Source organism: Campylobacter hepaticus (assembly GCF_001687475.2).
In the GTDB taxonomy this organism is placed as follows: Bacteria; Campylobacterota; Campylobacteria; order Campylobacterales; family Campylobacteraceae; genus Campylobacter_D; species Campylobacter_D hepaticus.
In genome coordinates this window covers 786,269-800,602 of sequence record NZ_CP031611.1, presented here as the reverse complement: position 1 = coordinate 800,602, position 14,334 = coordinate 786,269, and the positions used below count along the sequence as shown (strand labels likewise).

Here is a 14,334-nt window from a genome sequence, read left to right as displayed (position 1 = left end):
TATGGAAACAGTTCAAATTAATACCCCAATAACAATAATGTTTGTAGCTTATGCTGCTTTAATGCTTTATATAGGTTTTTATTTTTATAGACAAAATAAAAATACAGAAGATTATTTTTTAGGTGGTCGTTCTATGGGACCTGTGGTTTCTGCATTAAGTGCAGGAGCTTCTGATATGAGTGGTTGGCTTTTACTAGGTTTGCCAGGAGCTTTATATGTTAGTGGTTTGGTTGATTCTTATATTGCTATTGGATTGACTATAGGAGCTAGTTTAAATTGGATTTTTGTAGCTAAAAGACTTCGAATTTATACTAGTGTTATTGCTAATTCTTTGACTATTCCTGATTATTTTGAGACAAGGTTTGATGATGATAAGCATATATTACGTGTAGTATGTGCTATAGTAATTTTAATTTTTTTTACTTTTTATGTATCTTCAGGGCTTGTAAGTGGAGCTAAACTTTTTGAGAGTACTTTTGGAATTGCTTATGAGTATGCATTAACTATAGGAACACTTATTATTGTAGCTTATACTTTTTTAGGTGGCTATAAAGCAGTTTGTTGGACAGATATGATTCAAGGGCTTTTAATGATGAGTGCTTTAATTATTGTACCTTTGGTAATGCTTTTTCATTTAGGAGGTTTTAATGAAGTTATATATACTATAAAAGAGCTTAAACCTCAAGCTTTATCTATGAAAGAAGGAGTAGGAATTATAAGTATTATTTCTGCACTTGCTTGGGGGCTTGGATATTTTGGACAACCTCATATTTTAGTTCGTTTTATGTCTATTCGTTCCACTAAAGATATTTCTAGTGCTACCTTTATAGGTATTTCTTGGATGATAATTTGTCTTTTAAGTGCTTGTTCCATAGGTGTTTTAGGTATTGCTTATGTGCATAAATTTCAATTAAATCTTAGTGATCCTGAAAAAATTTTTATTGTAATGTCTCAACTTTTATTTAACCCTTGGATAGCAGGGGTTTTACTTTCTGCTATTTTAGCTGCTATTATGAGTACAGCAAGCTCCCAGCTTTTAGTTTCAAGTTCTACTATAGCAGAAGATTTTTATAAAAAAATCTTTAAAGAAGATGCACCTGCGCAAGTTGTACTTAATTTGGGTAAAATTGGTGTTTTAATTGTGGCTATTATAGCATTTTTAATTTCTACAGATAAAAATTCAAGTGTTTTAAGCATAGTTTCTTATGCATGGGCAGGTTTTGGAGCAAGTTTTGGTTCTGTAATGCTTTTTTCTTTATTTTGGAGTAGAATGACTAGAGTAGGAGCAATTTTAGGAATAATAACAGGAGCTTGTATGGTGGTTCTTTGGAAAAATTATTTAGCACAATGGTTTAATCTTCCTATTTATGAAATAGTACCAGGATTTATAGCTGCTTCTATTGTTATAATTATTGCAAGTTTGCTTACTAATGTAAGATCAGGAACCAAAGCTGCTTATGAGAGAATGCTAAAAGAGCTTTAAATAAATATTCTCGCAAATTGCGAGAATATTGTTATGCAAAAAGATTAATTAAATAAGTATTTAAAGGTATTGCTACAATATCAATCAAAACAGCACCACATAAAGGTACAATTAAAAACGCTTGTTTAGAAACAAGACCATATCTAGCACAAGCTGCACTCATATTTGCTACTGCATTCGGAGTGGCACCTAAACCATGTCCCATAAGTCCTGCACACATGATGGCGCTATCATAATTTTTTCCACATAATCTAAAAACTATGAAAACTGCAAAAAATAATAAAGCTAAAATTTGTACCAATAGAGTGATAAAAAGAGGGGTAGCTACAGCACTTAATTGATTTATTTTTAAACTCATCATAGCCATAGTTAAAAAAATGCCAAGGCTTAATTCACTAATAGTATCCATAGTATATTGATTGATATTAAAAAAATTGAAAATATCATTGATATTTCTTACTATAATAGCAATTAACATAGCTCCAACATAGCTAGGTAAAGAATATCCACTAAGTTGTGTAAAATAAGAGCTTAAGTAAAATCCAATACACATAAGGCACAATATTAAAAATAAAGATTTTAAGAAATCTTTATAACTTGCAATATGAATTTCGTGTTTTAAAGGATCAGTATCTTTAATATCTTGATTGGTTGTGATTTTTAAATGGTGTCTATTAATAAGATATCTTGCTACGGGTCCACCTAATAAAGAACCAAAAATTAATCCAAAAGTTGCAGCAGCTAATGCTAAAACTTTGGCATTATTTAAATTACCTAATTCTTCAACCATACCACCAAATGCTATGGCATTTCCATGTCCTCCTTCTAGGGAAACAGCACCACATAAAATTCCATATAATTTATTTAAATCAAATAAGCTCATCATAGAAATACCGATAAAATTTTGCATTAAAGCCATAAACCAACAGCACCCAAGATAAATTAAAAGCATTTTACCACCTACTTTAAGGAGTTTAAAACTTCCACTTAGACCTATTATAGTAAAAAATGCTACCATTAATGGGGTTTGTAAACTTGTATCAAAATCAACTTGAATTTCAATAAAAGTTAAAAAATAGAGTATTATACTAACTAAAAATCCTCCTATAACAGGGGCTGGAATGCAAAATTTTTCTAAAATTAAAAAACGTTTTTTTAAAAACATTCCAAATAATAAAACTCCAATACTAAGAGTTAACACGCTTAAACTTTCAAATTTCATATTGCTCCTTTGCTTAATAAAAAATATACTAAATAAGCCACGAGTTTGGCTGTATGATTATCTATATCAAATCGAGGATTAAATTCACAAATATCTGCTAAAAAAACTTTATTACTTTGAAAAATCAGTCTTAATAAGGGTAAAATTTCTTTTAAACTAATGCCAAAAAGCGCAGGAGCACTTACACCAGGTGCAATATTTTGTGAAAATACATCCACATCTATACTAAGATAAATAAATTCATGTTGTTTTAAGAATTTTTCAATCAATTCTTGAGATTTTTCAAATTCAATATCTAATACATAATTTGCTTTCATATTTTCCATGGTTTGAAAAAGAGCTTGAGTGTTAGATAATTTATTTGCACCTAAACAAAGATAAGAAAAATTATAATTATTTTCTTTAGCATATTCGTAAGCTTTATAAAAAGAATTTCCAGAAGTATGTAAATCTTGTATTCTTACATCAAAATGTGCATCAAAATTGATAATTCCCACGCTTTTTTTATAATCTAAAAGTGCTTTAATAGGTCCTAAAGAGCTTTCATGTCCGCCACCTAAAATTACTCCATAATGATTGTTTTTTAAAATTTCTAAACATCGGTGATAGAGTAAATGATCACCTGTTTCTAGTGTATCGAAATTCTCAATATCTCCTAAATCATCAAAATTGAAATTATCATGTATAGCAAAATTAGCCATATGATTTCTTATGATTTTTGGAGCTAATTCGCTACCTATTCTTCCATGATTTCTTTGTACTCCTAAAGATGAGCAAAATCCTAGTAATTTGTTATTTGAGTGTTTGTTTAAACATTTAAATAGTCTTTGATGAATGATTTCATCACCGTCATTTCTTCCTTGCCACATTATTCCTCCTTTTTGGTTTAATTACTATACTAAAGTGTTTTTTAATATTTTTTTACACTAGACTAATATAAAATATTCTTGTGTATTTTAGTAACAAAGATTATTAATTTAAATTTATAAAAATCTTTATATTTGATTTTTATTTAAATATTTAAGCTTGTTTTTAATTTATTTGATTTGTAAATTGTAAAAAACAAGAAGTGTAGTATTTTTATAAATTTAAGATTTTATTATACTTGATTTTTAAATTATAAAATGAAATTTTATTGTAAATTTTTAAGGTTTTTGAATTAGAAATCTAAGTGTTGGACCATCTTGATCAATTTTTAAAACCTTAAAGCCATAGTTTTTTGCATCTTGAGGTATAGAATTAATGCTTTGTGGACAATCACATAGTGCTTCTAAAATATCTTTGCTTTTTAATTGTTTTAAAGCTTCAAGCGTTGCAATAGCAGGATATGGACAAGGTTCACCTTCTAGATTTAAAGTATAATTTATGTTCATTGATTTAATCCTTATTTATGTTTTTTAAAATTATTTAATAAATGTTTTTTATATATTAAAATAAAAATAAACATGAAGGTAAATAAAATAAGATTTAGAATAAATCCATTTAAATGACCCAGTTCATTTAATAAATTGATTTTTATCCCATGTTTAAATAAGGTAGGTAAAAAATCATAAGTTAAGGCTAAGATCATGGTTCCTAAAATATTTGCTAAGCCTACTATTATAAAATGTACTTGTCCTTCAAGGGCGCGATAAGCCCATCCGCATTCGCATCCACCAGCAAACACTATGCCAAAACCAAATAAAAAGCCTCCCAAGGCTAATGCAGGGGAAAGTTCTAAGGTTTTGCTATTGTGTCCTTGTGAAATAAAAATGAAAGCAATAATTGAAGCTAATATCATAGCTATGATTGCAGATTTAATGGCATTATCTCTTCCAAATAAAAATAAATCTCTAAAACAAGAAGTAAAGCAAATTTGTCCACGCGCAATGAAAAAACCAAAAATAAAACCAAATACAAGTGCTAAAGTGAGTAAATTATTTTGGTTTTCTATTTTTAAAACAGTATTGGTGATAAAAAGATAAAATACCCAAAATAAAAAGATTATAAAAAATGCTATGCCTATGATAAAATAAAGTTTTGCTCTTTTTTTATTATAGATTAAAGGTTTATTGATTTTATTCACACATTGTAATTTTGCTTTGGGTTTAAAAAAAGAGTTATTGCAAATTTTTACACCAAAATAAATTCCTAAAATCATAAAAAAAGTAAAAAACCAAGTATGTAAGGAAAAATAAGGTAAGCCTGTAAAAAAGTTTGCTAAATTACATCCAAATGCGAGTCTTGCTCCATATCCTGAAAGAATTCCACCAAATATGGCTTGAAATACACGTATTTTGCTAGCAGGCAAACGCCATTTTATTTTATTTGCTAAAAGTGCAGCAATAAAACATCCTATAAGCATACCTATAAGCATTAATCCATCAGTTCTTGTTAGAGGATTTCCATTTAAGTTTTGTTTTTGATAATAAGAAAAATTGTTTAAGTTTATACCTAAAAGTTCTAAAAACTCTCCACCCCAACGTGTCATTTCTCCAGTAACTGCCCATACGCTACCAAAAACTCCAAAATATATTGCACTTAAGATTCCAAGTATAATTATAGTGCGTGAATTATCCCAAAAATTAATTAAATATTTATGTTTAAAAGAATTCAAAGAAAGTCCTAAATTAAATGTTATATCAAAACTTGATACTAAAATGCAAAAATTATAACTTAAATACAATATAAAGTCAAAGTTTTATTTTTATTAAATTTTATAAATTTATTTTGTTTTTCATGAAAAATAGCTATAATTAGAATTTTGGAAGATTAGCGTATCTGGTGATCGCCACTGACTTCAAATCAGATGAAAGGGTAGTTGACTATTCTTTGGGGAGTTCGATTCTCTCATCTTCTCGCCAATAGAGTAAAATCAAGGAAATTTATGAATAAAGCAGACATTATTGTCGGTATCCAATGGGGTGATGAGGGTAAAGGCAAGATAGTTGATAAATTATGTGAAAATTATGATTTTGTTTGTAGAAGTGCAGGCGGACATAATGCAGGACATACTATTTGGGTTAATGGAGTAAGATATGCGCTTCATCTTATGCCAAGTGGTGTTTTGCATCCAAGATGTATTAATATTATTGGAAATGGGGTTGTTGTTTCACCTGAAGTTTTGATTGCTGAAATGGCTCAATTTGAAAATTTAAGAGGTAGATTATATATTAGCGATAGAGCTCATTTAAATTTAAAACATCATTCTTTAATAGATATTGCAAAAGAGAAACTTAAAGGTAAAAATGCTATTGGAACAACAGGAAAAGGTATAGGACCTTCTTATGCAGATAAAATTAATCGCACAGGACATAGAATAGGAGATCTTTTAGAGCCCCAAAGGCTTTGTGAGGCTTTGATTAAAGATTTTCAAATCAATAAAGCTTTTTTTGAAGTGCTTGAAATTGAAATTCCTGATGCTGAAGAAATGCTTAATGATTTAAAGCGTTTTAGTGAAATTTTAAGTCCATTTATTACTGATACAACAAGAATGCTTTGGAAAGCTTTAGATGATAATAAAAAAGTGCTTTTAGAAGGTGCTCAAGGTTCTATGCTTGATATTGATCATGGAACTTACCCTTATGTTACAAGTTCAAGTACTATTTCAGCAGGTGCTTTAACAGGACTTGGTTTAAATCCTAAAGAAGTGGGTGATATAATAGGTGTTGTAAAAGCGTATGCTACAAGAGTAGGAAATGGAGCTTTTCCTAGTGAAGATAAGGGAGAAGATGGAGAAAAAATTGCACAAATTGGTAAAGAAATTGGCGTAAGCACAGGACGTAAAAGACGTTGCGGATGGTTTGATGCTGTTGCAGTGAGGTATACAGCAAGGCTTAATGGACTTGATGCTTTATCTTTAATGAAATTAGATGTTTTAGATGGTTTTGAAAGAGTAAAGATTTGTTATGCTTATGAATACAAAGGTATGCAAATTGATTATATGCCAAGTGATTTAGAAAATGTTAAACCTGTTTATGAAGAATTAGATGGTTGGGATAAAGTGTTTGGTATTAAAGATTATGATTTATTGCCAGAAAATGCAAAAAAATACATTTTAAGACTTGAAGAACTTGTTGGAGTTAAGATTAAATATATTTCAACAAGTCCTGAAAGAGATGATACTATTATTTTATGAAAAGCAAATACGAATCTGTTTTAAAAGTAAGAAAACAACAACTTGATAAAGCACAAAACAATCTTAATAATGCTAAACAAAGACAAATGCAAAATGAACTTGCTTATGAGTTTGCACGTAAAGAGTGCGAGACTTTAAGTGCCTTACCAAAATCAGGTTCTATTGCACAATTAAGATCAAATTTGAATATGGCTCAAGTTGGACGTGAAGCTTTAGCAAGAGCTAAAGAAAAAGTAGAACTTTCTAAAAATGAAATCAATCATTATCAATTTTTATATAAAAAAGCGTATTTAGATTATGAAAAAGTAAAATTTTTAAAAGCAGAAGAACTTAAACAAAAACAAAAAGAACTTATTAAAGCTGAAGGGAAATTTTTAGATGAAATTGCAATAAGTCGTTTTTTTAAAGGAGATAAAAATGAGTAATAAATTGGTATTTTTATTATTATTTTCCAGTGCAGTTTTTGCTACACAAAATGATTGTGAACAGTATTTTGAATCTAAAAAAGCACAAATTGAACTTCAAACAAGAGAATTTGATGAAGCTAGACAATCTTTAGAGGCTTATAAAGCTTCTTTTGAAACTTTACAAAAAGAAAAACTTGAAATTTTACAAAAAAAAGAAGCAGAAGTTAATGCAACTTTAGCAAAAATTGAACAGTTAAAACTTGAAAATGCAAGACTTTTAGAAGAGCAACAAAAAATTTTAAGCTCCATTGAAAATAAGACTCAAGGCAGGGTGAGGGAAATTTATTCTCAAATGAAAGATAGTGCTATTGCAGATGTCTTAAGTCAAATGGATCCAGAAAGTGCAAGTCAAATTATGTTGTCTTTGCAATCACGTAAAATTTCTGGAGTTTTATCTAAAATGGATCCTAAAAAGGCTAGTGAACTGACTTTACTTTTGAAAAATTTAGATAATAATTTAAGTAATTAAACACTTAAATTTTTCATTTTTAACATTCTTTTACCAAAAATAAGTTATTATTTTATACATTATTAAATAAAAGGTTTTTAAGATGCGTATAAAATTGCCACATATTCCTTATATTGCAAATAAAATGATGTTAGATCTTGCACATTCTTCTTTTGTTGAAATTAAAGATCAATTAGAAAAACTTAAAGTTAGTATAATCGAAGTTTTAGAAAATGATATTTTAAATGAAAAAAGATTAGATGAAAAAGTTAAAGAGCTTTTAGAGCAACAAGAAGATGAAATGGAGTTAATGCAAATAGATCGTAAAAATATGTTTTGGCTTGTAAAGAAAAAATTAGCTCCTGAATTTGGCGTAATCTTAGATTCTGAAGACCATCATAATCATTTAGCTCATCAAATTTTAAAAGAACTTATAGAAAATGATTATATTAATTTTATAGTAAGTGAAAATAGAGTGAAAAATCTTATTTTTTCAAGTATAGAAGCTTATCTTAAAATTTATGAAAAACTTGAAGATGAGGTTTATGAAAAAATTAGTAATTATAAAACAAAACCTATTCCAGGTAGTGAAGAATATGAACTTATATTTGAAAAACTTTACCAAGAAGAGCTTAGAAAAAAAGGTATGTTTTAATGAAAGCTTATATTTATTTAGAAAATGATATTTATTTGAGTGCTAAAGCTTTTGGAAAAGGTGGAACTTATTTTGGAGAACTTGTTTTTAATACTTCTTTAACCGGTTATCAAGAAATTATTTCTGATCCATCTTATGCAGGACAATTTATTGTTTTTTCTATGCCAGAACTTGGTATAGTAGGAACTAATGAAAATGATAATGAAAGTAGGGCTATTTTTGCTAGTGGTATTTTAATGCGTGAACTTAGTTCTACTTTTTCGAATTTTCGTGCTCAAGAAAGCTTGCAAGAATATTTAGAAAAATATGGAAAAATAGGTATTTATGAGTTAGATACTAGATATTTAGTAAAAATGATAAGAAATAATGGGAATTTAAGAGCAGTTATTTCAACTGAAATTTCAAATAAAGAAGATTTAAAACTTGCTTTAGAAAAATCTATGAAAATTGATGAGATTAATTTTATAAAAGAAGTGAGTACTAAAAAAAATTATTCTCATAAACAAGGTGTTTGGAATGCCAATTTGCAAAAATTTAACGATGCTAAAAGAAGTGCAAAAAAAGTTGCTGTTATTGATTATGGTGTAAAAATAAATATTTTAAATGAGCTTGTAGAAGTTGGTTTTGAAGTAGAAGTATATCCTTATAACACTAAAGCAGATGAGTTGATTGCTTTGTATAAAAAAGGTGAAATTCAAGGTGTGTTTTTATCTAATGGTCCAGGTGAACCAAAAATTTTAAAGCAAGAAATTGCAGAAATTAAAAAATTAGCTGAGGCTAAAATTCCTATGCTTGGAATTTGTTTAGGACATCAGCTTTTAAGCAATGCTTTTGGTTATGAAACTTATAAAATGAAATTTGGGCAACATGGAGCAAATCATCCTGTGATTAATCTTGATACAAAAACGGTAGAAATTACTACTCAAAATCATAATTATAATGTTCCAGAGGAATTATCTCAAATAGCTATTATTACACATAGAAATTTATTTGGTGATAATGTAGAGGGTGTAAGATATAAAAATTATCCTATTATTTCAGTGCAGCATCATCCAGAAAGCTCATCGGGTCCTCATGAGAGTAAATATATTTTTAAAGAATTTATGAATTTAATGTGAATATAGATTTTTTAGCTATTATTGGCATTGCTTTTTTGTCAAGTTTTGGACACTGTTATTCTATGTGTGGCGGTTTTACCTTAGTTTTTATGAACCTAAATTCAAAACATAAGAATCTGTTTTTATTAACTTTTATTTATCATTTATTTAGAATTTTTGCTTATATTATATTAGGAATAATTTTTGGATCCTTTGGAAACGTATTAGCGCTTAATGCTAAGATTCAAAGTTTATCTTTTTTTATTCTTGGTATATTTATGGTGATTTTAGGTTTTGCTTTAATTTATAGAGGTAAAATATTATTTTTTATTGAAAAAAATACTTTTTTTGATTTTTTTATAAAAAAAATTATTAAAAAAAGTGCCCATTTTAAAGGACTAAAATCAGCTATAGTTTTAGGGTTTTCAAACGGTTTTGTTCCTTGCGGTTTAGTGTATTTTTTCATAGCTAGCGCAATGAGTAAACAAAATATTGTTGAAAGTATTTTAATAATGATGATTTTTGGAATATCAACTTTGCCAGCGATGTTGTTTTTTTTAAAAATTTCTCAATTTTTTAATAATTTTTTTAAAAAAATTTTTAATTATTTGTCATATGGCATTATTATTTGCTATGGTGTTAATCTTGCTTATATAGGCTTTAAGGCTTTTAAATGAAAGATTTTTTTGAAAAACAGTTTTTAAAAGCTCTTGAAAAAAATATGATTTTTTCAAGAGCTGATTCTGAAGGAAATCTAACTTTTGTAAGTAATAAACTTTGCAAAATAAGTGGTTATACTAAAAAAGAACTTATAGGGCAAAAGCATTCTATTTTTAAGCATCCTGATGTTAAACAGTGTTATGTTGAAGAACTTTTGGGAAAACTTTCATGTAAAAAACCTTATGAGGTAATTTTTAAAAATATTGATAAATCAGGTAAAACTTTTTATCTTGAGACCTTATTAATTCCTATTTTAAATAAACATGATAAATTAGTAGAAATTATAGCTTTTTCTCGCGATATTAGTAATATTTTTAAACTTAATGAAGAGCTTGCCTTTAATCATGCTAAATTACGCGAGCTTAGTATAAATCTTGAAGATACCATTAAAAAACATAAACAAGAATTTATTCAATTAAGTAAAAAATTTGAGAAAAAATTACAAATTGCTTTGGAAAAAAATGAACAAGATATTAAGATTGTTTATGAAGAAATTTTAAAATCTTCATTAGAGCAAATGATTTGTGATATAGCACACCAATGGAGGCAGCCATTAAATGAACTTGGCATTGCTATGTTTCAAATGAAGCAAAATCTTAAAGATGAAAAAGGATTTGCTGAAATTTATTCACAATCAAAAGATATGATTAAAAATATGTCAAAAAGTATTGATATATTTAGAACTTTGTTTAATAATAATAAAGGAGTGCAGCCGTATGTATTTGTAGAAGAAACTTTAAATAAAGCTTTAGAAATAATTTTTGAGATTATAGAAAAAAATCATGTAAAGATTAATATCATTTCAAAAAGAGATTATAAAGTTTTAGCATATGAAAATGGTTTAATAAGGGTTTTTATTAATTTAATTTTTAATTCCATAGAGGCATTTAAAAATAAAAAAAGAAAAATTATTACAATTAATTTTTTAGAATTTGGAAAAAATTATTTAAAAATTAAAATAAAAGATAATGCTGGTGGTATCGATAAAGAAAATTTAGATAAAATCTTTCAACCTTATTTTACAACAAAACATCCTAGTCAAGGTATAGGAGTGAAGCTTTATATAAGTAGACAAATTATTGAAAGTTTCCAAGGAAAAATAAAAGTTAAAAATGAAAAAAATGGAGCTTGTTTTGAAATATTTTTAAAATTAAAATAAAGGAAGGAGTTAAAATGTTGCAAGATCGCAAAGATTTAATAATACTAGTAGTAGAAGATGAAGCTAAAGCTAGAGAATCATTAATAAATATATTAAGTAATCGTTTTAGTAAGGTAATAGGAGCTCAAAATGGAGACGAAGGATTTAAAAAATTTAAAAAATTTAAACCAGATTTAGTTATTACAGACATTGCTATGCCTATTATGGATGGTCTTGATATGGCACGAGAAATTAAAGAAATTTCAAATGACGTGCCTATAGTAGTTTTAAGTGCATATTCTGAAAAAGAAAGACTTTTACGTTCTATTGATATAGGTATAGATAAATATTTAATCAAACCTATTGATATAGAAGAATTATTTAAAGTTTTAGATTCTTTAGTGGATGAAAAAATTGAAGTAAATATGCTTGTAAAAATTTCTAAAGAATATCAATTTAATAAAACAAAAAGAACTTTAATTCATAATGGAGAAGAAATTGTTTTAACTAAAAAAGAATTGGCTTTTGTTTCTTTGCTTTTAAAACAACCCGGAGTTTTGGTTTTACATGAAGATATCAAGAAAAATGTTTGGATTGGTGAACATGTAAGTGATACAGCCGTAAGAACTTTTATTAAGAGGATAAGAGATAAAGTAGGGGAAGAATTTATTAAAAATGTACCGAGTCTAGGATACAGAATAAATATAAATAAATAGGAGTTATTTAGCCTTAAAATAGGCTATTGCAAATCATTAATAAAATGATTATTTTAAGAAAAAATGTATGATTAATATTCTATAATATTTTTTCGTTATTAAAATTTTTAAGGAGAAAGTTGATGCACCCAGGTAATGCATTAAATTATGATTATACGATTGCAAAATATTTTATGTTTGCAACTATATTCTTTGGTATTGTTGGTATGGCTATAGGTACTCTTATAGCTTTTCAAATGGCATATCCTAATCTAAATTATTTAGCAGGAGAATATAGTACTTTTTCAAGGCTTAGACCTCTTCATACTTCAGGTGTGATTTTTGGTTTTATGCTTTCAGGAATTTGGGCAACTTGGTACTATATAGGACAGCGTGTTCTTAAAGTGAGTATGATTGAATCAAGGTTTTTAATGTTTATAGGCAAATTACATTTTTGGCTTTATATTATAACTATGATTTTGGCTATTATATCTTTATTCATGGGTATAACTACGTCTAAAGAATATGCTGAGCTTGAATGGCCTTTAGACATTCTTGTTGTTGTAGTTTGGGTTTTATGGGGAGTAAGTATTTTTGGTCTTATAGGAATTCGCCGTGAAAAAACTTTATATATCTCTCTTTGGTATTATATAGCCACATTTTTAGGTATTTCTATGCTTTATCTTTTTAATAATATGGAAGTGCCAACTTATTTTGTTACAGGAATGGGTAAATGGTGGAATAGTGTATCAATGTATGCGGGTACAAATGATGCTTTAGTACAATGGTGGTATGGACATAATGCTGTTGCATTTGTATTTACTGTAGGTATTATTGCTCAAATTTATTATTTTTTACCAAAAGAAAGTGGTCAACCTATTTTCTCTTATAAACTTTCTTTGTTTGCATTTTGGAGTTTAATGTTTGTTTATCTTTGGGCAGGTGGTCATCACTTGATTTATTCTACTGTGCCTGATTGGATGCAAACTATGGGTTCAGTTTTCTCTATAGTTTTAATTTTACCTTCTTGGGGTTCAGCAATTAATATTTTACTTACTATGAAAGGCGAATGGGGTCAACTTCGTGAGAGTCCATTGATTAAATTTATGATTTTAGCGTCGACTTTTTATATGTTTTCAACACTTGAAGGTCCTATTCTTTCAATTAAATCTGTAAACGCTTTAGCACATTTTACAGATTGGATTCCAGGACATGTTCATGATGGGACTTTAGGATGGGTTGGATTTATGACCATGGCAGCACTTTATCACATGACTCCCAGAGTTTTTAAAAGAGAACTTTATAGTAAATCTTTAATGGAAATGCAATTTTGGATTCAAACTACAGGTATAGTGCTTTACTTTACTTCTATGTGGATTGCAGGTATTACTCAAGGTATGATGTGGAGAGCTACTGATCAATATGGTAATTTATTATATAGCTTTATTGACACTGTGGTGGCTATTATTCCTTATTATTGGATTAGGGCTATTGGTGGATTATTTTATCTTATTGGTTTCTTTATGTTTGCTTATAATATTTATAAGTCAATTGTTTGCGGAAGAGTGCTTGATAAAGAGCCAAAAAGCGCTTCGCCTATGGCAGCATAAAAAGGAGAAAATATGTTTAGTTGGTTAGAAAAAAATCCATTCTTTTTTGCTGTAGTGCTTTTTGTTGTTATTGCTTATGCTGGTATTGTTGAAGTTTTGCCTAATTTTGCTGAAAATGCAAGACCTATTGAAGGTAAAAAGCCTTATACGGTTTTACAACTTGCAGGACGTGCTATATATATTAAAGACAGTTGTAATGCGTGTCATTCTCAACTTATCCGTCCTTTTAAATCTGAAACGGATCGTTATGGTATGTATTCTGTAAGTGGTGAATTTGCTTATGATAGACCTTTTCTTTGGGGTTCAAAAAGAACAGGGCCTGATCTTGCACGTGTAGGAAATTATAGAACAACTGATTGGCATGAATATCATATGTGGGACCCAACTTCTGTTGTTCCAGATTCTATTATGCCTTCATATAAACATATGTTTAAAAATAGTGCAGATATAGAAACTGCTTATGCAGAAGCTTTAACTGTAAAAAAAGTTTTCAATGTTCCTTATGATAGTGAAAATGGGACAAAACTTGGATCTTGGGAAGAAACTCAAGCTTCTGTTAAAGAAGAAGCTCAAGCTATAATCGATCAAATGAAAAATCAAGAAGTCAAAGATGCTTTTGCTAGAGGCGAAATTAAAGAGATTGTTGCTTTGATAGCTTATTTAAATAGTTTAAAGTAGGACA

Annotated in this window: 15 protein-coding genes and 1 tRNA gene; 12 read left to right on the top strand and 4 right to left on the bottom strand. The window is 28.2% G+C overall.

Annotated features, from left to right (window positions below; genetic code table 11):
* Nucleotide 1: 1 nt before the first annotated feature.
* Entirely contained in the window at nucleotides 2–1,483 is a 1,482-nt protein-coding gene (gene putP, locus A2J15_RS03980; protein ID WP_066779415.1) for a sodium/proline symporter PutP, read from the top strand.
* 31 nt (nucleotides 1,484–1,514) lie between these two features.
* Here putP and gltS read toward each other — a convergent pair whose 3' ends face one another.
* The 4 genes from gltS to yedE form a co-directional block, all read right to left on the bottom strand.
* Complete coding sequence (gltS, locus tag A2J15_RS03975) at nucleotides 1,515–2,705, bottom strand: sodium/glutamate symporter (protein WP_066779418.1); 1,191 nt, start codon at nucleotides 2,703–2,705, stop codon at nucleotides 1,515–1,517.
* Nucleotides 2,702–3,574, bottom strand: coding sequence for a formimidoylglutamase (locus A2J15_RS03970; RefSeq protein ID WP_066779421.1), 873 nt, complete (start codon nucleotides 3,572–3,574; stop codon nucleotides 2,702–2,704). Before A2J15_RS03970 ends, gltS begins: the two co-directional genes overlap by 4 nt.
* A 276-nt stretch (nucleotides 3,575–3,850) precedes the next feature.
* On the bottom strand, nucleotides 3,851–4,078 hold the full coding sequence (gene yedF, locus A2J15_RS03965) for a sulfurtransferase-like selenium metabolism protein YedF (RefSeq protein WP_066779425.1): 228 nt from the start codon (nucleotides 4,076–4,078) through the stop codon (nucleotides 3,851–3,853).
* 11 nt (nucleotides 4,079–4,089) lie between these two features.
* On the bottom strand, nucleotides 4,090–5,301 hold the full coding sequence (gene yedE / locus A2J15_RS03960; RefSeq protein ID WP_066779430.1) for a selenium metabolism membrane protein YedE/FdhT: 1,212 nt from the start codon (nucleotides 5,299–5,301) through the stop codon (nucleotides 4,090–4,092).
* 149 nt (nucleotides 5,302–5,450) lie between these two features.
* Between yedE and A2J15_RS03955 the strand changes: the two genes are divergently transcribed.
* The 11 genes from A2J15_RS03955 to ccoO all read left to right on the top strand — a co-directional run bounded on the left by A2J15_RS03955 (nucleotide 5,451) and on the right by ccoO (nucleotide 14,330).
* Nucleotides 5,451–5,548 (top strand) — tRNA-Sec (locus tag A2J15_RS03955).
* A gap of 23 nt (nucleotides 5,549–5,571) precedes the next feature.
* The gene (locus tag A2J15_RS03950; RefSeq protein WP_066779432.1) at nucleotides 5,572–6,822 is read left to right on the top strand and encodes an adenylosuccinate synthase; all 1,251 of its coding nucleotides are present in this window, start codon (nucleotides 5,572–5,574) and stop codon (nucleotides 6,820–6,822) included.
* Entirely contained in the window at nucleotides 6,819–7,247 is a 429-nt protein-coding gene (locus tag A2J15_RS03945) for a flagellar export protein FliJ (protein ID WP_066779435.1), read from the top strand. Before A2J15_RS03950 ends, A2J15_RS03945 begins: the two co-directional genes overlap by 4 nt.
* Nucleotides 7,240–7,758 carry a MotE family protein gene (locus A2J15_RS03940; RefSeq protein WP_066779438.1) on the top strand — a complete coding sequence of 173 codons (519 nt, stop codon included), beginning with the start codon at nucleotides 7,240–7,242 and terminating at the stop codon, nucleotides 7,756–7,758. Before A2J15_RS03945 ends, A2J15_RS03940 begins: the two co-directional genes overlap by 8 nt.
* A gap of 82 nt (nucleotides 7,759–7,840) precedes the next feature.
* The gene (locus A2J15_RS03935; protein WP_066779441.1) at nucleotides 7,841–8,392 is read left to right on the top strand and encodes a DUF507 family protein; all 552 of its coding nucleotides are present in this window, start codon (nucleotides 7,841–7,843) and stop codon (nucleotides 8,390–8,392) included.
* Nucleotides 8,392–9,510, top strand: coding sequence for a glutamine-hydrolyzing carbamoyl-phosphate synthase small subunit (gene carA, locus A2J15_RS03930; RefSeq protein ID WP_066779443.1), 1,119 nt, complete (start codon nucleotides 8,392–8,394; stop codon nucleotides 9,508–9,510). Before A2J15_RS03935 ends, carA begins: the two co-directional genes overlap by 1 nt.
* Nucleotides 9,507–10,166 carry a sulfite exporter TauE/SafE family protein gene (locus tag A2J15_RS03925; RefSeq protein WP_066779446.1) on the top strand — a complete coding sequence of 220 codons (660 nt, stop codon included), beginning with the start codon at nucleotides 9,507–9,509 and terminating at the stop codon, nucleotides 10,164–10,166. The genes carA and A2J15_RS03925 overlap by 4 nt, the downstream gene beginning before the upstream one ends.
* Nucleotides 10,163–11,368, top strand: a complete 1,206-nt coding sequence (locus tag A2J15_RS03920) for a PAS domain-containing sensor histidine kinase (protein WP_066779448.1) — start codon at nucleotides 10,163–10,165, stop codon at nucleotides 11,366–11,368. The genes A2J15_RS03925 and A2J15_RS03920 overlap by 4 nt, the downstream gene beginning before the upstream one ends.
* 14 nt (nucleotides 11,369–11,382) lie before the next feature.
* A complete protein-coding gene (gene bumR, locus A2J15_RS03915; RefSeq protein WP_066779451.1) occupies nucleotides 11,383–12,063 on the top strand; it encodes a butyrate response regulator transcription factor BumR in 681 nt (226 codons plus the stop codon).
* A gap of 122 nt (nucleotides 12,064–12,185) precedes the next feature.
* Entirely contained in the window at nucleotides 12,186–13,652 is a 1,467-nt protein-coding gene (ccoN, locus tag A2J15_RS03910; RefSeq protein WP_066779454.1) for a cytochrome-c oxidase, cbb3-type subunit I, read from the top strand.
* A gap of 12 nt (nucleotides 13,653–13,664) precedes the next feature.
* On the top strand, nucleotides 13,665–14,330 hold the full coding sequence (ccoO, locus tag A2J15_RS03905) for a cytochrome-c oxidase, cbb3-type subunit II (RefSeq protein WP_066779460.1): 666 nt from the start codon (nucleotides 13,665–13,667) through the stop codon (nucleotides 14,328–14,330).
* Nucleotides 14,331–14,334 lie beyond the last annotated feature (4 nt).

Excerpts from the sequence above, each read along its gene's own strand:
- gltS (WP_066779418.1), bottom strand. The coding sequence starts at position 2,705 with ATGAAATTTGAAAGTTTAAGCGTGTTAACTCTTAGTATTGGAGTTTTA.
- yedF (WP_066779425.1), bottom strand. The coding sequence starts at position 4,078 with ATGAACATAAATTATACTTTAAATCTAGAAGGTGAACCTTGTCCATAT.
- A2J15_RS03970 (WP_066779421.1), bottom strand. The coding sequence starts at position 3,574 with ATGTGGCAAGGAAGAAATGACGGTGATGAAATCATTCATCAAAGACTA.
- A2J15_RS03935 (WP_066779441.1), top strand. The coding sequence starts at position 7,841 with ATGCGTATAAAATTGCCACATATTCCTTATATTGCAAATAAAATGATG.
- ccoO (WP_066779460.1), top strand. The coding sequence starts at position 13,665 with ATGTTTAGTTGGTTAGAAAAAAATCCATTCTTTTTTGCTGTAGTGCTT.
- A2J15_RS03920 (WP_066779448.1), top strand. The coding sequence starts at position 10,163 with ATGAAAGATTTTTTTGAAAAACAGTTTTTAAAAGCTCTTGAAAAAAAT.
- A2J15_RS03940 (WP_066779438.1), top strand. The coding sequence starts at position 7,240 with ATGAGTAATAAATTGGTATTTTTATTATTATTTTCCAGTGCAGTTTTT.
- A2J15_RS03950 (WP_066779432.1), top strand. The coding sequence starts at position 5,572 with ATGAATAAAGCAGACATTATTGTCGGTATCCAATGGGGTGATGAGGGT.
- carA (WP_066779443.1), top strand. The coding sequence starts at position 8,392 with ATGAAAGCTTATATTTATTTAGAAAATGATATTTATTTGAGTGCTAAA.
- ccoN (WP_066779454.1), top strand. The coding sequence starts at position 12,186 with ATGCACCCAGGTAATGCATTAAATTATGATTATACGATTGCAAAATAT.
- putP (WP_066779415.1), top strand. The coding sequence starts at position 2 with ATGGAAACAGTTCAAATTAATACCCCAATAACAATAATGTTTGTAGCT.
- bumR (WP_066779451.1), top strand. The coding sequence starts at position 11,383 with ATGTTGCAAGATCGCAAAGATTTAATAATACTAGTAGTAGAAGATGAA.
- A2J15_RS03945 (WP_066779435.1), top strand. The coding sequence starts at position 6,819 with ATGAAAAGCAAATACGAATCTGTTTTAAAAGTAAGAAAACAACAACTT.